This is a genomic window from Arthrobacter sp. UYEF3, assembly GCF_040546245.1.
GTDB lineage: Bacteria > Actinomycetota > Actinomycetes > Actinomycetales > Micrococcaceae > Arthrobacter.
In genome coordinates this window covers 59812-80525 of the sequence record NZ_JBEPNK010000012.1, presented here as the reverse complement: position 1 = coordinate 80525, position 20714 = coordinate 59812, and the positions used below count along the sequence as shown (strand labels likewise).

Genomic DNA, 20714 nt, shown 5'->3' with positions numbered 1-20714 from the left:
GCGCCGGGGCTGGCGGGATTCCGGCGTCCGCCCGTGCGCCGGCCGGGCTGTAAAATTGGGCCAATGAGCTCCCCCGATCTGCCCCCCGCCCCGGCCAGCGATTCACCGGACCCGGCCGCGTCCGCCCCTGCCGGGTTGACTCCGGCCGGGCTGACCCCTGCGGAAATCACTGCCTGCCTCAAAGTGCTGGACAGCATCCACGTCTACGACGAGGAGCACCCGGACTATCTTGCGATCCGGCGCGCGACGGGGAAGATGTTCAAGGCCGTTAAGCGCCACCGCAGGGTCACCAAACGGGACCTGATCGCCGAGGCGGACCGCGCCGTAATCGCCCAGACCGCGACGGCGGCCCCGGACCGGATCGATGACGAGACGCGCGGCAACAAGCTGGCGCCCTCGGCCACCGGCGAAGTAGCCGGGCACCTGATCAAGTCGCGGCCGTGCTACATCTGCAAGCAGCACTACACCCAGGTGGACGCCTTCTACCACCAACTCTGCCCGGAGTGCGCGCTCTTCAGCCACAGCAAGCGGGACGCGCGGACGGACCTGAGCGGCCGGCGCGCGCTGCTGACCGGCGGCCGGGCCAAGATCGGTATGTACATTGCGCTGCGGCTGCTCCGCGACGGCGCCCACACTACGATCACCACGCGTTTCCCGAAGGACGCCGCCCGCCGCTTTGCCGCGATGGAAGACAGCGCCGACTGGCTGCACCGGCTGCGGATTGTGGGCATCGACCTGCGTGATCCCTCCCAGGTGATGGCGCTGACGGATGCCCTCGACGCCGCGGGGCCCCTGGACATCATCATCAACAACGCCGCCCAAACGGTACGGCGCTCAGGCAACGCCTACCAGCCGCTGGTCGACGCCGAAGCCGAGACGCTGCCGGCGGAACTTCAGCCGGCCAACGGAGGCCCCGAACTGGTCACCTTCGGCCACGCCCACGACAAGCACCCGCTGGCGCTGGCCAGTTCGGTCCTGGACCATCCGGTGCTGGCGGGGGACGCCATCACCTCACTGGCCCTGTCCACCGGCTCCGCATCGCTGGAACGGATTGCCTCCGGCACCGCGATCGACGCCGGCGGCCTGGTCCCGGACCTTGCAAGCATCAACAGCTGGACGCAGGTGCTGGACGAGGTCGATCCGCTCGAGATGCTCGAAGTGCAGCTGTGCAACGTCACCGCACCGTTCCTGCTGGTGAGCCGGCTGCGCGGGGCGATGAAACGCTCCACCGCGCGGCGCAAGTACATCGTCAATGTCAGCGCCATGGAGGGCCAGTTCTCCCGCGCCTACAAGGGGCCCGGGCACCCGCACACCAACATGGCCAAGGCCGCGCTGAACATGATGACCCGCACCAGTGCCAAGGAGATGCTCGAGACCGACGGCATCCTGATGACCGCGGTCGACACCGGCTGGATCACCGATGAGCGGCCGCACTACACGAAGGTCCGGCTGATGGAGGAGGGTTTCCACGCCCCGCTGGACCTCGTGGACGGCGCTGCCCGGGTCTACGACCCCATCGTCACGGGCGAGGCCGGGGACGACCAGTACGGCGTCTTCCTGAAGGACTACAAACCCAGCCCCTGGTGAGGCCGGCGCGGATCCGTTCTGCGGCTGCCCGGCAGACGGACCTCAGTCAGTGCCACGGGCCTTATGGCCCTAATGACGGCCCGCAGGCTGTCCGTAACGTGGAGCTGTGAATACGACGTCGACACCCCCGCCCAATTTCCAGCTGTCTATTGAGCAGTGCTGGGTACTTTTGGACAGCGAGGTGGTGGGGCGGATCGCACTGATCGTGGACGGCCATCCGGAGGTCTTTCCGGTGAACTTTGTCCTGCAGCGCCGGTCGATCGTGTTCCGCACCGCGGGCGGTACGAAACTCTGGGGCGCGATCACCGCCAAGCCTGTTGCATTCGAAATCGACGGCTACGACACGCATGAGCAGGCGGCATGGAGCGTCGTCGCCCGCGGCGAAGCGGAGCTCATCGAGGACCAGACCGACAAGGACGCCGTTGACGGGCTGCTCCTGGAGCCGTGGCATCCGGGCGAAAAGAACTATTACGTGCGGCTGGCCCCGAAGGCACTCACCGGGCGCCGCTTCAAGGTCAATAACCCGGATGTGTGGCACACCAGGCTCGGAGACCCCCGGCGGGCCTCCTTCGAGTAGGCCGGGGCCGGCCTTGCGCTTTGAGGGGCGTGAACCACCGGAAACGGGCAGTGCCCGTGGCTACGAGGGCGGAGCTCACCGATCCCAGCAGCAAACCCTCGAAGCCGCCATGTCCGCTGTGCCAGGGCCGAAAGTCACGGCGGCGGCCGGGTTCCGTAGGCCGAATGACCCTTGTTGCGGGCTCGGCGCCGGGCGAAGAATTGGGGTGCCCGGCACACAAAAACTTCCGGATTCGCCTCCATCGGGGGCGTTAGGCACCACAATGGTAGCTATGCCTGCACTGCGTGCGAGCGACCTACAACCAGCGGGAGAAACATGATGGCCTGGGCAGATGCCGGTGTCAACGAGGCGGAGGGGCGCCCGGCGGTTGTCCGCGTTTTCATCCTCGACGATCATGAGCTGGTCCGCCGCGGCCTCCAGGAACTGTTGGAGGGCGAGGGCTTCCTGGTGGTCGGCAGCTCGGGCTCGGCGGTGGAGGCGACGCGGCGGATTCCGGCGCTGCACCCCGACGTCTGTGTCCTGGACGCCCGGCTCCCTGACGGAACCGGCATTGAGGTCTGCCGGGACGTGCGTTCCGTGGATCCCTCGCTGAACTGCATCATCCTCACCAGCTTCGACGACGAGCGGGCACTGCGGGGCGCTGTCCTCGCCGGCGCCTCCGGCTACATCCTGAAGGAGATTGGCGGCACTGACCTGATCGGTGCCCTGCGGCGGGCCGCGGCGGGCGAATCACTCTTCGAGGAAGGCGTCGCCGCGGGTGTCGTCGAGAGCATGGTGGAAACGCAGGAAGTCGATCCGAGGACCGCGGCCCTGACCCCGCAGGAACGCAGGGTACTGGAGCTGGTCGGCGGCGGACTCACTAACCGGCAGATCGCCGCCGAGATGTTCCTGGCCGAAAAGACGGTGAAGAACTACGTCTCGTCCCTGCTCGCGAAGCTGGGTTTCGAGCGCCGTACCCAGGCAGCCGTCTTCATTGCCAGCCCGGCCGGCCAGGGGTTCCCGTGGGTCGACGCCGCGGCTGACGGAGTATGGCGGCACGGTGGGCGCTGACGGCGGCTAGAGCGGGACGGACCACTCCACGCTTGTGCCGGCATCCTGCGCGGAGGTGACCGTGCACTGGCCGTCCAGCATCCTGGCCCGGTCTTCCAAGTTGTCCAGGCCATTGCGTTCGGCGGTGACGTTGAAGCCGGACCCGTTGTCCGTGATGACCACCGTGACACGGCCCTTGATGACGGCGACGGAGACCGAGATGGCGTCGGCCCCGGAATGCCGGATCGCGTTGCTGAGTCCCTCGGAGACCACGGCCACCACGTTGTCCGCCTTGTCCGGGGTGACGGCATCAACCGGGCCGGTCAGAGTGAGCCGGGGCGTGAAGGGCATGGACTTGGCCGAACTCCTGGCGACGCGGCGGATTCTGCCGCTGAGCAGTTCGGTCTCGCCGCTGCCGCTCCTGAGCGAATAGATCGTGTCCCGCAGGCTACGGATCGCCTCGTCCAATTCGCCGGTGATAGTGCGGATCCGTTCGGTCGCCAGTTCGTCCTTGGTGAACCGGGTCAGGCTCTGGACGCTCAGCCCCGCGGCGAAAAGCCTTTGGATGACAAGGTCGTGAAGGTCCCTGGCGATCCGGTCCCGGTCCGTGAACACGAGCAGTCTCTCGCGGAGCCGGTGAACGCGGGCCAGTTCCAGGGCCAGGGCCACATGCGAGCCGAAGACAGCGCCCATCTCGATGTCGGTCCGGGCGTAGCGCAGAGCATCCGGGTCACGGGCCAGCAGCAGCAGGCCATGATGGGCGCCTTGGGTGCTGAGGGCCACCGCGAGGAGTTGACCCATCCCGCCACCGTATGCTTCCAACGCAGCGGCGGAGTTGTTGAGCACGACCGGTTCGCCGCCGGCGAGCGCGTCCTGCAACTCGGGCGCGTCAAGGGCGAGTAACGTGCCGGATAAGTCCTTGGCGCGCTCCCCCGCGGCGCCCGCCACGATGTAGCCGGGCCCGGACACGGCGGGTACCACGATCAGCGCCAGCTGGGCCTCGGACTCCTGAAGCGCCCGGGCGGCAATGGGATCGAGGCCGCCCGAGGTGTAGTCCCGGTCGCTGCCGAGCATCAGGCCGGACACATCCATGCACGCTTCCAGCCAGCGGGCCCGGCGGCGGGCGTCGTCGTACAGTTTGGCATTTTCGATCGCGACGCCGGCGGCAGCAGCCAGCGCGACCGCGAGGCTCTCATCCTCGTCGCTGAAATCACCGCCGTCGTCCTTATCCGTCAGGTACAAGTTGCCGAAGACCGTATCGCGGACCCGGACCGGCACGCCTAGGAACGACTGCATGGGCGGGTGGTGCTCGGGAAATCCGTAGGCCTCCGGATGTTTGCGCAAGTCATGCAGCCGCAGCGGCCGCGGGTCCGTGATCAGCAGGCCCAGCACCCCATGGCCGACGGGGTGCGCACCGATCTGCCGGGCGAGTTCGCCGTCGATTCCGATGCTGATGAAGTGGCTCAGGGCATGGTCATCGCCGACTACGCCCAGGGCGCCGTAGCGGGCATGGAGGAGGCCGCAGGCCGACTGAACCACGCGTTCGAGCACGGCATCCAGGCTGAGATCCTCGGCTACGGCGACGACCGCTTCGAGCAGGCCCGCCATCCGCTCCTGGGACTGGAGCAATTCGCCGGCGCGGGGCACACAATCCTTGATCAGGTCCTCGATCCGCGGGTTGCCGGAAGTGGCTATGTCCGGACTGCTGCCTGCTGAACTCATCTTCGATGTCCCCCATTCCGACGACGTGCATCCGCGCCGATGACGTGTTGCCAGAATACCCCCATCGGTGCAGAGCGGGCCTGAGGGGGCGCAGCCATTGTTACATCGCCGGGACATAATGCCCTAGTCCCGGCTGCACTGCCTGACGTACGCTCGGCGCCATGAGCACTGATCCGAAATCGGCCGCCAACGGACCGCACAACGTTGAAAACCTGGACAACCACGAGTGCTGGAGGCTCCTGCGCAGCGTCACCGTGGGCCGCATGGCGGTGTGGGTGGACGACCACCCGGATATCTTCCCGATCAACTACAAAGTGGACCACGGAACCCTGGTGTTCCGCACGGCGGAGGGCACGAAACTCCAGGCCGCCACGGGCGACACACCGGTGGCCGTAGAGGCCGACGGCGTCGATTCGGACACCGGCATTGCCTGGAGCGTGGTGATCAAGGGCCAGGCCGCCGGGGTGAAGACCCAGGAGGAGGTCCTCGACACGGTGGGGCTGCTGCTGTTCCCGTGGCAGGGCGGCAAGAAAGAGCACTTCGTCCGGATCACACCGGACACCGTCACGGGCAGGCGGTTCAAGATCGTGCCGCCGCTGACGTGGTGGACGCCACTGGACGAAGCCACGCGCTCCGGCGTCGAGTAGCGCCACCCTTGCAGTGGCACCTGCAGGTCCTGGCAGGCGGCTCAGGCCAACCGGCTGATTTCCACGGTAACCGACAGCGCCGACCCTCCGCCGCCGGACAGGATACCCTTCAGCGGCGGCACGTCCCGGTAGTCCCGGCCCCGCGCCACGGTGACGTGGAAATCCCCGGCCGGCTTGTGGTTCGTCGGGTCCCAGCTGCGCCACTCACCGTCCCACCATTCCAGCCACGCATGCGACTGCCCGGCGACGGTCTCACCGAGATCCGCCGTCGACCGCGGGTGCAGATAGCCGGACACGTACCGGGCCGGGATTCCACAGCTGCGCAGCGCCCCGATGGCGAGGTGGGCGAGGTCCTGGCAGACGCCTTGCCGCTGGCCCCAGGCCTCCTCTGCGTTGGTGGTGACGCCGGTGGAGCCCAACATGTAGCTCATCTCACCGCGCAGCCACTCGAAGACGGCCATCGCCGCCTGGTGCGGGTTGCGCCCCTCGACGACGCCGGGCACGAGGCCCAACACCTCGGCGCCGGGGCGGGTCAGCTGCGACTGGGGGATCCAGTCGCTGAACTGGTTGAGTGTTTCCGGCGAGGACAGCACGTCCCAGCCGACGATGTCCGCCTCCGCCGCGACCCGCTCCACGCGGTGCACCTCCACCGTAGTGGTGGACAGGACCTCGAGGTGCTCGTGCGGCATCTGCATGTCGAAGGCCGTCACGCGGGTCCCCCAGTAGTCGCGGTAGCTGCTGACCGCCGCCTGCGCGGGTGAGACCTTCATCGAAGATTCCAGCACCACCTGCTGCGGATCCGTCAGCGGCGTCATCCGGGCCTCGTTGTAGGACAGGGTCACCCGCCTGTTGTACTTGTACGCTGTCTTGTGGGTGATGCTGAGCCGGGTCATGAAACTTCTCCCACCCAGGCCAGTTCGTCCGCCTGATTGAAGTATTTACGGGAAATGGCGTCCGAGGCCTGCGACACGGCTTTCTGCACCCGCTCCATGTGCTCCGGCAGTTCGGACATCAGGTCGTCGGTGCGGTGGAACTCGAGGAAGGTACGGGCCTGGCCGACGATCCGGCGGGCATCGTTGATGAAGCCGACGCGCTGCGCCGACGGGTCCAGCTTGGCCAGGCACTCATCGGCATCGCGCAGGGCGTAGACGATGGACCGCGGGAAGAGCCGGTCCAGCAGCAGGAACTCAGCCGCATGCTGGTCGCCGAACGCGGCACGTCGGGTCCGCAGGAACGACTCGTACGCGCCGGCGCAGCGGAGCATGTTCACCCAGGACATGCCGGCGGAGAGCACGTCCCGGGTGGAGAGCATGCGTGCGGTCATATCGGCCCGCTCGAGCGAACGGCCCAAGGCAAGAAAGAGCCAACTGTCATCGTGACTGACCGTGGTATCCGCCAGGCCGCTGACCATCGCGGTGCGCTCCAGCACCCAGGTGCAGAAGCGGTAGGTGCCCACCACGTCCTTGCGGTGCTGGTTGAGCCCGTAGTACGTGGTGTTCAGGCTCTCCCAAAGGCCGGAGGACACGGTTTCCCTGGCCCGCCGGGCGTTCTCACGCGCGGCGCCGAGGGACCCGGCGATGGAGGTGGCGCTGTGCTTGTCGTAGGCCAGGGCATGCAGGAGCTCGTCCAGGCCGAACTCCTCTGACTGCGGGCGGGCCCCCATGACGGCCAGGAGTTCCCGCGCGACGCTGCGCTGCTCCTCCATCGGCAGGTGGTTCAGCCGCTCGAGGTGGACGTCAAGGATCCGTGCGGTCCCGTCGGCCCGTTCCACGTAGCGGCCGATCCAGAACAGTGACTCGGCAATTCGGCTAAGCATTCGCGGCTACCTCCTGCGTCTTGGAAACCTGCTGCTGTTGCTGTTGCTGTTCTTTCTGGCTGTCGCGCCAGTTGCTCTCCACCGGCCAGACCGACACCCGGTCGCGGACCGTGACCGCGGGCCGCGGGATCGCCTCGACCGGGACCTGGGGTGAGTCCGCAAGCACCCAGGTGTCCTTGGAGCCGCCGCCCTGGCTCGAGTTCACGATCAGCGAGCCCTCCTTCAGCGCCACCCGGGTCAGGCCGCCGGGCAGAACCCAGACGTCGTCGCCGTCGTTCACGGCGAAGGGCCGCAGGTCCACGTGCCGCGGTCCGAACCTGTCGCCGCTGAGCGTTGGTACGGTGGAGAGCTGCAACACCGGCTGCGCGATCCAGCCGCGCGGGTCCGCGACGATGCGCTGGCGCAGGGCGTCCAGTTCCTCCCTGGACGCGTCCGGTCCGATCACCAGGCCCTTGCCGCCGGAACCGTCCACCGGTTTGACCACCAGTTCGTCGAGCCGGTCCAGCACATGCTCGCGGGCTTCCTTCTCCTCGAGGCGGAAGGTGTCCACGTTGGCTATCACGGGTTCTTCGCTCAGGTAGTAGCGGATCAGGTCCGGTACGTAGCTGTACACCAGCTTGTCGTCGGCGACGCCGTTGCCCACGGCGTTGGCGATCGTAACGCCGCCGGCGCGGGCGGCGTTGACCAGTCCGGGGCAGCCGAGCATGGAGTCGGAGCGGAACTGCAACGGGTCCAGGAACTCGTCGTCGATCCGCTTGTAGATCACGTCGACGCGCTGCTCACCGGCGGTGGTGCGCATGTACACGCGGTTGCCGCGGCAGATCAAGTCGCGGCCCTCAACCAGTTCCACGCCCATCAGGCCTGCCAGCAGTGTGTGCTCGAAGTAAGCGCTGTTGAACACCCCGGGGGTCAGGACCACCACTGTGGGATCGTCGACGCCGGACGGTGCCGTTTTGCGCAGCGCTGACAGCAGCCGGCGGGGGTACTCTTCCACCGGGCGGATCAGTTGCTGGCCGAAGGCCTCGGGCAGGCCCTTGGCCATGGCGCGGCGGTTTTCCAGGACATAGCTGACGCCGGAGGGCACCCGCACGTTGTCTTCCAAAACCCGGAACGTACCCGCCGCGTCGCGGACGACGTCGATGCCGGAAACGTGCACGCGCACGCCGCCGGCCGGTTCGAAGCCGTGGACCTGGCGGTGGAAATGCGCGCTCGTGGTGACGAGCTGCCGAGGGATGACGCCGTCGGAGACGACCGCCATCTTGCCATACACGTCGTCGAGGAAGGACTCCAGGGCTCGCACGCGCTGCGCCACTCCGCGCTCCAGGACAGTCCATTCGTCGGCCGGGATGACCCGGGGCACGATGTCCAGCGGGAACGGCCGCTCCTCCCCCGCGTAGTCGAAGGTGACGCCCCGGTCCAGGAAGGTCCGGGCCATCGAGTCGGCACGGGCCGTAACGTCGGCGAGCGACAGTGCCTGCAGCGCCCCGGCGACCTGCCCGTAGGAGCGCCGGGCCACATGGCCCGGCGCGAACATCTCGTCGTAGGCACCGCTGCGGCCGGCGGCCTCTGAGTAATCCTGGAAAAGGTCAGACATGTCCACTAGCCAACCATTTTTTCGGGTCGAACTCATAACGGCCCACTCCGCGGGGCGTGTTGCAGCTCACGCCGGAGACCGCCCGGCGCACCCCGTTTGCCCCGCTTCCGTGCTCCATGATTCGCTGCGGCGGTTCGCTGCGGTTTTTGACCCGCGGGTGGGGCAAGCTTAAGGGCGTGCCTGCTTCCAGTTCCGATTCCCGACAGCAGGGCGGTAGCCTGCGCCCGCTGGTGCCCGGTCTGCTCGCGTGCGCCGCCGCGGTCGGGACCGCGCTTGCCGTCCACCTGCTGCTGCCCGCGCTGCCGGCCATGACGGTGGCCGTCGTGCTGGGGCTGCTGGCGGCGAATCTGCCCGGCGTCTCCGGCTGGAGCGCCGGGTCCGGCCGGGCCGGACTGGACTTCGCCGGTAAGCACCTGATGCGCAGCGGAATTGTGGTGCTTGGGCTCAAGGTCAGTGTGGTGGATGTGCTGGGCCTGGGCTGGCCGGCCCTGCTGCTGATCGCCGGGGTGGTGTTGACGGCCTTCGCGGGTACCTACGGTATCGGCCGGCTGTTCCGGCTGCCGCCGCCGGTTTCCCTGCTGATCGCCACGGGATTTTCCGTTTGCGGCGCCTCCGCGATCGGCGCGATGGCCGCAGTACGACGGATCCGGCAGCAGGACACCGTGCTTCCCATCGCGCTGGTCACGCTGTGCGGCACTCTCGCCATCGGGGTCCTCCCGCTCCTGATCGGCCCGTTAGGGCTCGGTCCGGAAGCTTTCGGCGCCTGGGCCGGCGCGTCGGTGCACGACGTCGGGCAGGTGGTCGCCACCGCGCAGACCGCAGGCGCGTCGGCGCTCGCCGTCGCCGTCATCGTCAAACTCACCCGCGTGCTCCTGCTGGCGCCGATGGTCGCCGCGGCGGGCATCCACCACCGGATCGGGTCCGACGCGGGCGGGAAGTTTCCGCCCGTCGTGCCGCTGTTCGTCGTAGGGTTCATCGCGATGGTGGCACTGCGGTCCGCCGGCTGGCTGCCCCCAGGGGCGCTCGAGGCGGCTGCTGTGCTGCAGGACCTGCTGCTGGGCATGGCGCTGTTCGGCCTCGGCTCGGCCGTCCGGGTGGGGCACCTGCTCCGGACGGGGACCCGCGCCCTGCTGGCAGCCCTCGCATCCTGGCTGCTGATCGCCGCGCTGGGGCTGGCTGCCGCCGTCGTCCTCATCCCCGGCCGCTGACGCAGGGCCACCGGTCAGCGGCTTGTGACCGGCTGCCGGCCGCCACCCGCCGGCAGCGCCCGTGATTAGATAGCGGAGTGTCCAATCAGAACCTGCGCCGTGACGAAGCGGCAGCCCGCTCAGCCCTGATCACCACCCACAGCTACGACGTGTCCCTGGACATCCGGCAGGCGGCGGACCCCGAGGCCGCCGGTTACACCAGCCGCAGCATCATCAACTTCACCGCCCGCGAGCCCGGCGCCTCCACCTTCCTGGACTTCATCGGCAGCACGGTGCACAGCGTCATCCTCAACGGCACGAGCCTGCCCCTGGCAGACGTGGTGGACGGATCCCGGATCCGCCTGGACAAGCTGCAGGCCCAGAACCAGGTGACTGTCACCGGCACGGCCCTGTACAGCACCTCCGGCGAGGGGATGCACCGCTTCTTCGACCCCGCCGACGGCCAGTGCTACCTCTATACCCAGTACGAGCCCGCCGACGCGCGCCGGGTCTTTGCCAACTTCGAACAGCCCGACCTCAAGGCGGAGTTCGCTTTCCACGTGATGGCTCCCTCCCAGTGGCAGGTATCCTCGAACGGCATCGAAATCTTCCGCACCCCGCTGACCAGCGACCCGGCGACAAGCCGCTGGGATTTCGCCCCCACCAAGCCGATGTCCACCTACATCACCAGCGTGCTGGCCGGCCCCTACTTCAAGGCCGAGAACGCCTGGCACGGTACCCTCACGGACGGCACGGTGCTGGACGTACCGCTGGCCCTCTACTGCCGGGCCTCCATGGCGCCCTCGTTCGACGCGGCAGAACTGTTCCGGCTCACCCGCAACGGCCTGGATTTCTTCAACCGCCTCTTCGACTACCCGTACCCCTGGGGAAAATACGACCAGGCGTTCGTGCCCGAGTACAACCTCGGAGCCATGGAGAACCCGGGCCTCGTGACGTTCACGGAAAGCTACGTGTTCACCTCCCGCGCCGCCGACTCGCAATACCAGGCGCGCGCCAACACCCTCCTGCACGAGATGGCACACATGTGGTTCGGCGACCTGGTCACGATGCGATGGTGGAATGACCTGTGGCTCAAGGAATCGTTCGCGGACTACATGGGCACCCTCGGGGTGGACCGGACCACGGACTGGGACACCGCCTGGGTAAACTTCGCCAACAACCGCAAGGCCTGGGCCTACGTCCAGGACCAGCTGCCCACCACGCACCCGATCGTCGCGGACATCCCGGACCTCGAAGCCGCCAAGCAGAACTTCGATGGCATCACCTACGCCAAGGGCGCATCCGTGCTCAAGCAGCTGGTGGCCTACGTCGGCTTCGAGGCGTTCATCGCCGGGGCGCGCCGGTACTTCCGCGACCACGCGTACGGCAACACCACGCTCGAGGACCTGCTGGACGCGCTGGGCGCCGCGTCCGGCCGCGATCTCGGCCCCTGGGCGAGGCAGTGGTTGCAGACCTCCGGCATTTCGACGCTCACCTCCGACATAGAGGAGCACGACGGCGTCCTTGGCACCGTGGCCTTGATCCAGCACGCCGAGGACCCGATCACCGGCCGGCAGGAGCCGCGGCCGCACCGGCTTCGGATCGGCCTTTACAACCCCGACGCCGCCGGCAACCTGGTCCGCACCGACTGCGTGGAGACCGACGTCGACGGCGGACGCACCGTGGTGGGCCAGCTCGCCGGCAAGGCCAGGCCGGCCCTGCTGCTGGTCAACGACGATGACCTCAGCTACGCCAAGGTCCGGCTGGATCCGCACTCCGAGGCAACGGTGCGCAGTTCCCTGGGCACGATCAGCGACCCGATGGCCCGGGCCTTATGCTGGACCGCCTTGTGGGACTCCGCGCGCGACGCCGTCACCGCCGGGGACCGGTATGTCGAAGCGGTGCAGCGTTTCGGTGCGGCCGAGCCTGGCATCGGCGTGCTGCTAAACGTCCTCGGCAACGCCGGCACGGCAATAGAGCGCTATCTCCCGGCGGGCCGCCGGGACGTTGTGCGCAGCGGTTTCCTCGCCACGGCGGCCACGGAACTGGGCAGGGCGGCAGCCGGCTCCGACCACCAGCTCGCCTGGGCGCGCACGGTCGCCGCCACGAGCCGATTCGACGCCGGACGGCTTGAGCTGCTCGACGGGCTCCTGGACGGCAGCACCGTGATCGAGGGACTGTCCGTTGATGCGGAGCTTCGTTGGAACCTCTGGCACGCCCTCGCGGCCAACGGGCAGGCGGACCAGACCCGGCTGGATGCCGAACTGGCCCGCGACAACACCGCCTCGGGCAAGTCCGGGCACGCCACGGCCCTCGCGGCCCGGCCGGACCCGAAGGTCAAAGCCGCCGCCTGGGACGCGGCGGTCCACGGCACGTCGTTGTCCAACCAGCTGCTCAGCGCGACCATCGCGGGCTTCAACACGGCGCCGGCCGCCCTGCTGTCCGGTTATGTGGAGCCCTACTTCGAATGCCTCGAGCGGGTCTGGACGGACCGCAGCATCGAGATCGCGAGCCGGATCGTCCGTGGCCTCTACCCCGCAGGCCAGGACCTGGACGGGACGGGGGGCACTCCCGGGACACACCCGGTGATCGTCAGGTCGGACAAGTGGCTGGCCGAACATCCGGACGCCCCGCGGGCGCTGCGCCGGATCATCGTCGAACAGCGCAGCCACTTGCTGCGCGCGCTCACGGCACAGGCGTTGTCCGCCTGAACCTCATCGAATGCTCCGTAAAGGCCCTTTTCGCGCCGCAAAACGTCAGCTGGGCCCCCGCCGGCGGGGTTCCCTGGCCGAGCTTGCGAGGCGAGGGGGCCGGTGGGGAGCAATTGGTAGTGAGCGGCCAGGCTACGGGACCCGGTGCAGCCACTCCGTGGTACCGAACTTGGTGTCCACCCGCAGCCGGGCGGCGTCAAGTTCGGCGTCGGTGAGGTCCGACGGCGTCGCTCCGTACCGTTCCGTGAAGACCTCCATCATGGCGGCGACGATCTCGGCGCGGGCCAGCCCGGTCTGCCGGCGCAGCGGGTCCACCCGCTTCTTGGCGCTGGTGGTGCCCTTATCGGAGAGCTTTTCCTTGCCGATCCGCAGCACCTCAACCATCTTGTCGGCGTCGATGTCGTAGCTCATGGTGACGTGGTGCAGCATTCCGCCGTTGGCGAGGCGTTTCTGCGCGGCGCCGCCGATTTTGCCCTGGTCGGTGGCGATGTCGTTGAGCGGCACGTAGAAGGCGCTGATGCCCACCTTCTTGAGTGCCGCCATGACCCAGGCGTCCAGGAAGGCGTAGGAGTCGGCGAAGCTGATCCCGTCCACGAGCGTCTGCGGCAGGTAAAGCGAGTACGTGATGCAGTTGCCGGCCTCCATGAACATCGCTCCCCCGCCGCTGATCCGGCGGACCACGCTGATGCCGTGCCGGCTGACCCCCTCGGGGTGGACCTCATTGCGGACGGACTGGAAACTGCCGATGACCACGGAGGGCTCTTCCCAGTCCCAGAACCGCAGCGTCGGGTTGCGGCGGCCGGCGCCGACCTCTTCGGTGAGGACCTCGTCCAGCGCGACGTTGACGTGCGTGGGCAGCACGGAAGGGCCGATGATGTTCCAGCGGTGGTCGCCCCAGCCGGTAGCCTTGGCCAGCGCCCGGCGGACGGTGATGGCGACCGCCTCGGCGGAGAAGCCGAAGAGCACGGCGTCTTCGGGGAGGGCTGCGGTAACGGCCGCGGCAAGGTCGGCGGCGCCGGCGTCCGCGGGCACTCCGGTGAGGCTGCGGTTGATCTCAAGGAGCGCTTCGTCGGGTTCGAGGAAGAAGTCCCCGCTGATTGAGACGTGGGCCAGTGCACCGTCGACGACCTCGAGATCCGCCATCACCAGCTTGCCGCCGGGAACCTTGTACTCGCCGTGGCGCCGTCCGCCGTCGTCGTCGGTGCTGGCAACGGAAGCCGGGGGAAGGGTAGTCATGCCCTTAATCCTGCCACGATGCGATCCGGCTGGAGGCGCCGCACCCTGCGTCCCGGTCGCAGACGCAGAAAGCCCGCACCGTCGCCGGTGCGGGCTTTCCCAAAAGACCTTGCGGAGCAGAAGGTTACTTCTTGCCGCCGAAGCCCTTGAAGCGAGCGTTGAAGCGCTCGACGCGGCCTGCGGAGTCCATGATGCGCTGCTTGCCCGTGTAGAACGGGTGGGACTCTGAGGAGATTTCGACGTCGATGACCGGGTAGGTGTTCCCGTCTTCCCACTCGATGGTCTTCGAGGAAGACACGGTGGACTTGGTCAGGAACTTGACGCCGGAAGCCAGGTCGTTGAAAACAACAGCTTCGTACTTCGGGTGGATATCAGCCTGCATAATTGGACCTTTGTTCACGCAACTGGATTTTGCCAGCTGCCAGGTATGAGTGGGGATGGCTGCCCGGCGCCCGAAAGCGCAGCACGGCCAGCTACAAATTATAGCCCAGATCCGGCCGCCTACGAACCGTGCCGCCAGTCCGCAGCGGGCCGGCCGCCTAAGAACAGTACCGCCGGCTCCCGCCGGCAGGCGGCGGGCAGCGAGCGGCTTCAGCCGCGCGGCCGCAGCTCCCAGAACGCCACGGCGGACGCTGCCGCGACGTTGAGCGAATCGACGCCGGCGCGCATCGGGATCTTCACGGCAAGGTCGACGGCGGCCAAGGTTTCGTCGCTCATCCCGGCGCCTTCGGTGCCGAGCACCAGGGCCAGCCGTTCCGGGTCCCGGGCCGCCAGCACGTGGACGTCCACTGCATCCGCGGTCAGCTCCATGGCGGCCACGAGGAAGCCGTGTTCCTTCAGCACGGCCACCGCCGCCGGCCATTCCTCGAGCCGGGCCCACGGGACCTGGAAGACAGTGCCCATGCTCACGCGTACGCTGCGCCGGTAGAGCGGATCGCCGCAACGCGGGGTTATCAGCACGGCGTCGAGCCCCAGGGCGGCCGCGGAGCGGAAGATCGCGCCCACATTCGTGTGATCCACGATGTCCTCCAGTATCGCGACCCGGTGCGCTCCGGCGAGCAGTTCGGCCAGCTGGACGGGAGCCGGCCGGTGCATGGCGGCCATTGCGCCACGGTGGAGATGGAAGCCGGTGATCTCCTCCAGCAGCGCCGCCGACCCGATGTAGGCCGGCACGTCCGGGTACTGCTCAAAGACATCGGCGAGGTCCGGGAGCCATTTCTCCGCGAGGAAGAAGGAGCGAGGCCGGTGCCCGGCGGCGAGGGCACGGCGCAGCACCCGGGATGACTCCGCGATGTACATGCCTTCGGCGGGTTCACGGAGCTTGCGCAGGTGCATGTCGGTCAGTTGCGTGTAGTCGGCGACCCGCGGGTCGTCGGCGGATTCGAGGTGGTGGAAGCTCACCGGCCGGTCAATTCAGCAGCTTGGCGATCATAAACCCGAGGGCCACGCTGCCCAGGGTAAAGATGACGCCGCGCAGCACCGCCGGCGAAAGGCGGCGGCCCACCTTGGAGCCGACCAGGCCGCCGATAAGTGAACTGACGGCGATCAGCCCGACGGCTGTCCAGCTGATCCGGTCGAAGGCGAACAGCAGGTAGGACGCGGCCGCGACAATATTCACGCCGAGGACCAGGAAGTTTTTCATGGCGTTGGCGTTTTGGATGGTTCCGGCCATGAACACCCCGAGGATGCCGACCAGCAGGATCCCCTGCGCCGCCACGAAATAGCCGCCGTAGACTCCGGCGAGGTAGACCAGCACCACCAGCAGGATTCCGTGGCCCTTGTCCCTGATGGCATGTTCCGGGTTCTCTTCCCGGTTCTGCACCCAGCGCTGCAGCCTCGGCTGGAAGACCACCATCAGCAAGGCGACCACGATCAGGGCCGGTGCCGCGTATTGGAACACCACCTCCGGCAGGTGCAGGAGCAGGTACGCTCCGGTGATGCCGCCCAGCAGCGAGGCGGGCAGCAGCCGCAGGAGCTGGTTCCGGCGCCCGGCGAGCTCCCTTCGGTAGCCCCAGGCCCCTGCGGCGCTCCCGGCCACAAGGCCCATGGCGTTGCTGATCGAGGCCGTCACGGGCGCAAAGCCGAGCGCGATCAGCACCGGGAAGGTCACCAGCGTGCCCGAGCCCACCACGCTGTTGATGGTGCCGGCCCACAGTCCGGCGAAGAAAATGAGGATACTGCTAAGGAACTCCATGCGCTGTCAGCAGACCCGTTAGCGGCGGGCGGTGGCGGTGTAGCGACCGCCGGAGACACTGACGTCCAGGTCTACGCCGAACGTCTCACTGAGATTTTCGGCGGTCAGCACCCCGTCGAGCGGGCCGGCGGCAACCACGCAGCCGTCGCGCAGCAGCAGGGCGTGCGTGAAGCCGGGCGGAACCTCTTCGAGGTGGTGGGTGACCAGCACGATCGCGGGGGCGGCGTCGTCGCGGGCCAGTTCGCTGAGCCGGTGAACCAGGTCTTCGCGGCCGCCCAGGTCAAGGCCCGCGCCGGGCTCGTCAAGGAGCAGGAGTTCCGGGTCGGTCATAAGGGCACGGGCGATCTGCACGCGCTTGCGTTCGCCTTCGGAGAGTGAGGAGAAGGGGCGGTTGAGCAGCGGGCCCATCCCCCATTCGTTGAGCAGTGCGAAGGCGCGCCGCTCGTCGTCCTTTTCGTAGCCCTCGCGCCAGCGGCCGGTGACGCCGTAGGCCGCCGTCACGACGACGTTGAGGACCTTCTCCTGGTCAGGGATCTGGTTGGCCAGCGCGGCGGAGGACAGCCCGATCCTCGGCCGGAGTTCGAAGACGTCAACGGCGCCGAGGATCTCTTCGAGTATCCCGGCCATACCGGACGTGGGGTGCAGGCGGGCGGCAGCGACTTGCAGCAGGGTGGTCTTGCCGGCGCCGTTGGGTCCCAGGATCACCCAACGCTCGCCTTCCTTGACCTGCCAGTCGACCTTGTCCAGGAGCGTTTTGGCCCCGCGTACAACGCTGACGGCGGCCATTTCAAGAACATCACTCATAGGAGTAGACATTAGGACAAAAAAGCGAACGACTGCTAACCGGGCAGCCTTGCTGCCGGCGGCGCCAGCGGCCGCGTCGCCGGAGCGAAACGAATTCAGGGCGGCGCAGGGCGGCTCGCTAGGATTGGGGCCATGAGTTCGAACGTGACCGCGGTCAGCTATGGCGCAAACCTGTCCCTCTCAAAGGTGCAGCTGCTGCGCCGCTCGCTGGCCGGAGCGGGGCTGAGCATCGGCGCCGAAAACACCGTCGGCGACGGCCGCTACTCGGTCTTCTCCGCCGAGTGCACCCTGCCGGAGCCGATCACCGCGTCCGGGCTGGCCGGCGTCCGCCGGAGCCTTGCCGCGGACGGCGTCGACGGCGTCGACACCGCCATTGTTCCGGCCGCGCTGCGGCAGGCCGTACGGAAGTTCCTGATCATGGACGTGGACTCCACCCTGATCCGGCAGGAGGTCATCGAGCTGCTGGCGGCCTACGCCGGTAAACGCGGGGAGGTGGCGGCCGTGACGGAAGCGGCGATGCGCGGCGAGCTGGACTTCGCGCAGAGCCTGCACGCCCGGGTGGCGGTGCTCGCCGGACTACCGGCCGACGTCGTCGCTTCCGTCCGCGCCGAGGTGACCCTCAGTGACGGCGCCGCCGAGTTGGTGGCGGCCTTCAAGGCGGCCGGGCACGCCGTGGCCGTCGTGTCGGGCGGCTTCAACCAGGTCCTGCGTCCGATTGCGGAGGGCCTAGGGCTGGACTACTGGATGGCCAACGAGCTGGAAATTGTCGACGGCGTCCTGACCGGCAAGGTGCTGGGCGACGTAATCGACCGCGCAGCCAAGGAGAAGTACCTGCGCGAGTGGGCGGCCTTCGAGGGGATTCCGATGGAGCACACCATCGCGGTGGGTGACGGCGCCAACGACCTGGATATGCTCGGGGCCGCGGGCATCGGGGTGGCTTTCAACGCCAAGCCTGCCGTTCGCGAAGCCGCGGATGCGGCCGTGAACATGCCCTACCTGGACGCCGTCCGGCACATCGCCGGCGTCTGATGTGCGGTTGACGCCTTCATCCCGGAAGGCCTCCGGCGGCAATGCTCCTGCAGAACACTGCCGCCAAGTGCCATCCGGGTGGTTGTTAGTTGCTACCGCTCTTATCGAAGTAGTCCGCGCCGCCGACGTATTCGGTGTGGCCGGTCTCGACGTCGGCGGTGGCCATCCGGGCGACCTCCGCGCCGAATTCCTTGACCGAGTAGAGCTTGCCGGCCTCCGCGCGGCGGGCCTCGATGGCGCCCGGGTTGGAGCGGTCCAGCAGGGTGGCGGTGACGGTGCCTTCGATCATGTCGCCGGACACGACTACCAGCGAGATGCCCTTCTCTGCCAGGGCCGGCACGAGTTCACGGAGCGCGTCCTCGCCGGCGCGCTTGCTGCGGGCGACCGGCTCGTACTCGGGCATGGTGGGGACGGTCTGGATGAAGTGGGCCTGGTGGCTGGTGACGAAGACCACCCTGGAGCCCTCGGGCATCAGCGGCACGGCCGCGTTGAGCATGTTCACCTGGGCGTCGCGGTTGAGCTTGAGCGCGTAGCCCTCTTCCATCCCGGCTTCCATCCCGCCGGAGGCGTTGAGGACCAGCAGATCCAGTGAGCCGAAGTTCTCCATCGCTGCACTGGCGAGAGCCTGGACGCCTTCCTGCGTGGTCAGGTCCGCGCCCACGGCGGCGGCGCGTCCGCCTGCGGCCTCGATCTCGGTGACAACCTTGTTGGCGCGCGGTGCCTTCTGGCGGTAGTTAACGACGACCGCGGCACCCTCGGCGGCGAGGAACTTGGCGACCTCCGCGCCGATGCCTCGCGATGAACCGGTCACGATTGCAGTCTTGTTGTCCAGCAGTCCCATTCGAGCTCCTTTGTTCCAAACGTCCAGATAATGGTGAGTCTGTTGTCCATCATGCCAGCGCCGCAGGGCATTTCAGTTGTGCGGCATCCACAAAGAAGCCACCCAGGCCTAGTTCGGGAGGTGGCGCGCGGGCGGGCTCCGGCGGCGTACCGCTTTGTGGCGGGACATGCCCGCCGGGCGGCCCCGTCACAGGACATGGTGCCAATATGCCCGCTCGCCTCAGTCAGGAATGGGCATGTCCAACGACCGTGACCAGGGGTGGGCATGTCCCACGGGGTGGACTTGCGGTCCCGGCGGCCCGCGTCAGCCCCGGTCGACCCTGATCTTCTTGGAGGCCTCGCCAGTGGTTGGGGCCGGCGCCGGTGCGCGGACTTCGAGGACGCCGTCCGTGTAACTGGCGGTGATGTCTTCTCCCTTTACACCGGCAGGCAGGGCAATGCTGCGCACGAAAGAGCCGTAGCGGAACTCGGAGCGGTAACCCGTTTTGCTCTTGTGCTCGGACTTCTCTTCACGTTCGGCCTTGATGTGCAGCATGCCGTCGCTGACCGACACGTCGACGTCCCGCTCCGGATCGATGCCCGGTACTTCAGCCCGCACCACCAGGGTGCTTCCGTCCTGGAACTGCTCGACCTTGATGGTCGACCCCATCGTGAGGTCGCCGTCAAGGAAGCGTCGGACGGGCTCCAACATGTCCGACGGCGCCCATTTGCTGAGATCAGCCATGATTTTCCTCCTGGGTCCACGCCCCTGCCTTTGCGCGGTCAGGGGCCGCAACTCCATTACACGCCCCCGGCCGCGGCACCGCCAAGGGCCAAAGGCCCGACAACGCAGCGCCGCCCGGCGACGGCCGTCGTCGTCGTCGTCCGCTGCTGCCTTGGGGGCCTAGTGGCCCATGCCGAGCCCGCCGTCGACCGGGATAACGGCGCCGGAGATGTAGGCAGCCTCGTCGCTGGCTATCCAGCGGACGACGTCGGCGACCTCCGATGCTTCGGCAAAGCGGCCCGCGGGGACCTTGGACAGATAATCCTTCTGCGTCGCCTCCGGAAGTTCGGCGGTCATGTCCGTGTTGATAAAGCCGGGCGCCACAACGTTCGCCGTGATGCCCCGCGCCCCGAGTTCCCTGGTGAGCGAGCGGGCGATGCCGACCAGGCCGGCCTTGGAGGCGGAGTAGTTGATTTGGCCCGGGGCGCCATACAGGCCGGAGACCGAGGAAATCAGCACCACGCGCCCCTTGCGTGCCCGGATCATGCCCTTCGAGGCGCGCTTGATGACGCGGAAGGCGCCGGTGAGATTGGTGTCGATCACGGACGTAAAGTCATCTTCGCTCATCCGCATCAGGAGCGTGTCCTTGGTGATGCCGGCGTTGGCGACGAGGACTTCCACAGGGCCGTGCGTCGCCTCGACCTCGGCGAACGCCGCGTCCACGGAGGCTTCATCGGTGACGTCGGCCTTGACGCCGAGGATGCCCTCCGGGAGCGTTGCCTCGCTGCGGTAGGTGACTGCCACCTTGTCGCCGTTGGCGAGGAAGGACTCGGCGATGGCCAGGCCGATGCCCCGGTTGCCGCCGGTGATGAGGACGCTGCGGCCGCTGGAGGTTGCTTCAGACATGGTGGGCTCCGGAATTCTGCGGCTCAGTGGCGCCGCGCTGGGGGCTGGATTTTCCTGCCTCCGATCTTAGCGTCCGACGGCGTGCGCCTGCCCGCCCCGGCTGCCCGGCTGTTTGGGTGCCTCCGCCGATGG

The 20714-nt window shown here is 67.9% G+C and carries 19 protein-coding genes; 7 read left to right on the top strand and 12 right to left on the bottom strand.

The genetic code is table 11. From position 1 onward, the window contains the following. Nucleotides 1-63: 63 nt before the first annotated feature. From ABIB14_RS10535 to ABIB14_RS10525, 3 genes are all read left to right on the top strand, one after another. Nucleotides 64-1587: an SDR family NAD(P)-dependent oxidoreductase gene (locus ABIB14_RS10535; RefSeq protein ID WP_502909644.1), complete on the top strand. Its 1524-nt coding sequence runs from the start codon at nucleotides 64-66 to the stop codon at nucleotides 1585-1587. Between the two features lie 106 nt (nucleotides 1588-1693). Further along, the gene (locus tag ABIB14_RS10530; protein WP_354235825.1) at nucleotides 1694-2164 is read left to right on the top strand and encodes a pyridoxamine 5'-phosphate oxidase family protein; all 471 of its coding nucleotides are present in this window, start codon (nucleotides 1694-1696) and stop codon (nucleotides 2162-2164) included. Nucleotides 2165-2479: 315 nt separating this feature from the next. Further along, nucleotides 2480-3214, top strand: a complete 735-nt coding sequence (locus tag ABIB14_RS10525) for a response regulator (RefSeq protein ID WP_354235824.1) — start codon at nucleotides 2480-2482, stop codon at nucleotides 3212-3214. 6 nt (nucleotides 3215-3220) lie between these two features. Here the strand turns inward: ABIB14_RS10525 and ABIB14_RS10520 are convergent, their stop codons facing one another. Next, entirely contained in the window at nucleotides 3221-4915 is a 1695-nt protein-coding gene (locus ABIB14_RS10520) for a GAF domain-containing sensor histidine kinase (protein WP_354235823.1), read from the bottom strand. A gap of 161 nt (nucleotides 4916-5076) precedes the next feature. Between ABIB14_RS10520 and ABIB14_RS10515 the strand changes: the two genes are divergently transcribed. Then, the gene (locus ABIB14_RS10515; protein ID WP_354235822.1) at nucleotides 5077-5562 is read left to right on the top strand and encodes a pyridoxamine 5'-phosphate oxidase family protein; all 486 of its coding nucleotides are present in this window, start codon (nucleotides 5077-5079) and stop codon (nucleotides 5560-5562) included. A gap of 41 nt (nucleotides 5563-5603) precedes the next feature. Here the strand turns inward: ABIB14_RS10515 and ABIB14_RS10510 are convergent, their stop codons facing one another. From ABIB14_RS10510 to ABIB14_RS10500, 3 genes are read right to left on the bottom strand one after another with little or no spacing between them, the layout of a single operon-like run. Then, on the bottom strand, nucleotides 5604-6455 hold the full coding sequence (locus tag ABIB14_RS10510) for a transglutaminase family protein (RefSeq protein WP_354235821.1): 852 nt from the start codon (nucleotides 6453-6455) through the stop codon (nucleotides 5604-5606). After that, the gene (locus tag ABIB14_RS10505) at nucleotides 6452-7378 is read right to left on the bottom strand and encodes an alpha-E domain-containing protein (protein WP_354235820.1); all 927 of its coding nucleotides are present in this window, start codon (nucleotides 7376-7378) and stop codon (nucleotides 6452-6454) included. Before ABIB14_RS10505 ends, ABIB14_RS10510 begins: the two co-directional genes overlap by 4 nt. Further along, nucleotides 7371-8972 (bottom strand): circularly permuted type 2 ATP-grasp protein, encoded by a 1602-nt coding sequence (locus ABIB14_RS10500; RefSeq protein ID WP_354235819.1) that lies wholly within the window; start codon nucleotides 8970-8972, stop codon nucleotides 7371-7373. Before ABIB14_RS10500 ends, ABIB14_RS10505 begins: the two co-directional genes overlap by 8 nt. A 176-nt stretch (nucleotides 8973-9148) precedes the next feature. On the opposite strand from ABIB14_RS10500, the gene ABIB14_RS10495 reads away from it, so the two are divergent. Then, the gene (locus tag ABIB14_RS10495; RefSeq protein ID WP_354235818.1) at nucleotides 9149-10180 is read left to right on the top strand and encodes a YeiH family protein; all 1032 of its coding nucleotides are present in this window, start codon (nucleotides 9149-9151) and stop codon (nucleotides 10178-10180) included. 77 nt (nucleotides 10181-10257) lie between these two features. After that, on the top strand, nucleotides 10258-12870 hold the full coding sequence (pepN, locus tag ABIB14_RS10490) for an aminopeptidase N (RefSeq protein WP_354235817.1): 2613 nt from the start codon (nucleotides 10258-10260) through the stop codon (nucleotides 12868-12870). Between the two features lie 132 nt (nucleotides 12871-13002). On the opposite strand, the gene lplAB is transcribed toward pepN, so the two are convergent. The 5 genes from lplAB to ABIB14_RS10465 all read right to left on the bottom strand — a co-directional run bounded on the left by lplAB (nucleotide 13003) and on the right by ABIB14_RS10465 (nucleotide 17104). Continuing rightward, on the bottom strand, nucleotides 13003-14106 hold the full coding sequence (gene lplAB, locus ABIB14_RS10485; protein ID WP_354235816.1) for a lipoate-protein ligase LplAB: 1104 nt from the start codon (nucleotides 14104-14106) through the stop codon (nucleotides 13003-13005). 124 nt (nucleotides 14107-14230) lie between these two features. Continuing rightward, entirely contained in the window at nucleotides 14231-14488 is a 258-nt protein-coding gene (locus ABIB14_RS10480; protein WP_290258891.1) for a type B 50S ribosomal protein L31, read from the bottom strand. A gap of 209 nt (nucleotides 14489-14697) precedes the next feature. Next, nucleotides 14698-15507, bottom strand: a complete 810-nt coding sequence (locus ABIB14_RS10475; protein WP_354235815.1) for a TrmH family RNA methyltransferase — start codon at nucleotides 15505-15507, stop codon at nucleotides 14698-14700. 7 nt (nucleotides 15508-15514) lie between these two features. Further along, entirely contained in the window at nucleotides 15515-16300 is a 786-nt protein-coding gene (locus ABIB14_RS10470) for a sulfite exporter TauE/SafE family protein (RefSeq protein WP_354235814.1), read from the bottom strand. A gap of 18 nt (nucleotides 16301-16318) precedes the next feature. Then, nucleotides 16319-17104: an ABC transporter ATP-binding protein gene (locus ABIB14_RS10465; protein WP_354235813.1), complete on the bottom strand. Its 786-nt coding sequence runs from the start codon at nucleotides 17102-17104 to the stop codon at nucleotides 16319-16321. Nucleotides 17105-17236: 132 nt separating this feature from the next. Between ABIB14_RS10465 and serB the strand changes: the two genes are divergently transcribed. Then, entirely contained in the window at nucleotides 17237-18133 is an 897-nt protein-coding gene (gene serB / locus ABIB14_RS10460; RefSeq protein WP_354235812.1) for a phosphoserine phosphatase SerB, read from the top strand. 85 nt (nucleotides 18134-18218) lie between these two features. Here the strand turns inward: serB and ABIB14_RS10455 are convergent, their stop codons facing one another. From ABIB14_RS10455 to ABIB14_RS10445, 3 genes are all read right to left on the bottom strand, one after another. Continuing rightward, a complete protein-coding gene (locus tag ABIB14_RS10455) occupies nucleotides 18219-18974 on the bottom strand; it encodes an SDR family oxidoreductase (protein WP_354235811.1) in 756 nt (251 codons plus the stop codon). A gap of 303 nt (nucleotides 18975-19277) precedes the next feature. Then, nucleotides 19278-19697, bottom strand: a complete 420-nt coding sequence (locus ABIB14_RS10450) for an Hsp20/alpha crystallin family protein (RefSeq protein WP_354235810.1) — start codon at nucleotides 19695-19697, stop codon at nucleotides 19278-19280. Between the two features lie 159 nt (nucleotides 19698-19856). Further along, nucleotides 19857-20582: a beta-ketoacyl-ACP reductase gene (locus ABIB14_RS10445; RefSeq protein ID WP_354235809.1), complete on the bottom strand. Its 726-nt coding sequence runs from the start codon at nucleotides 20580-20582 to the stop codon at nucleotides 19857-19859. Nucleotides 20583-20714: the final 132 nt, after the last annotated feature.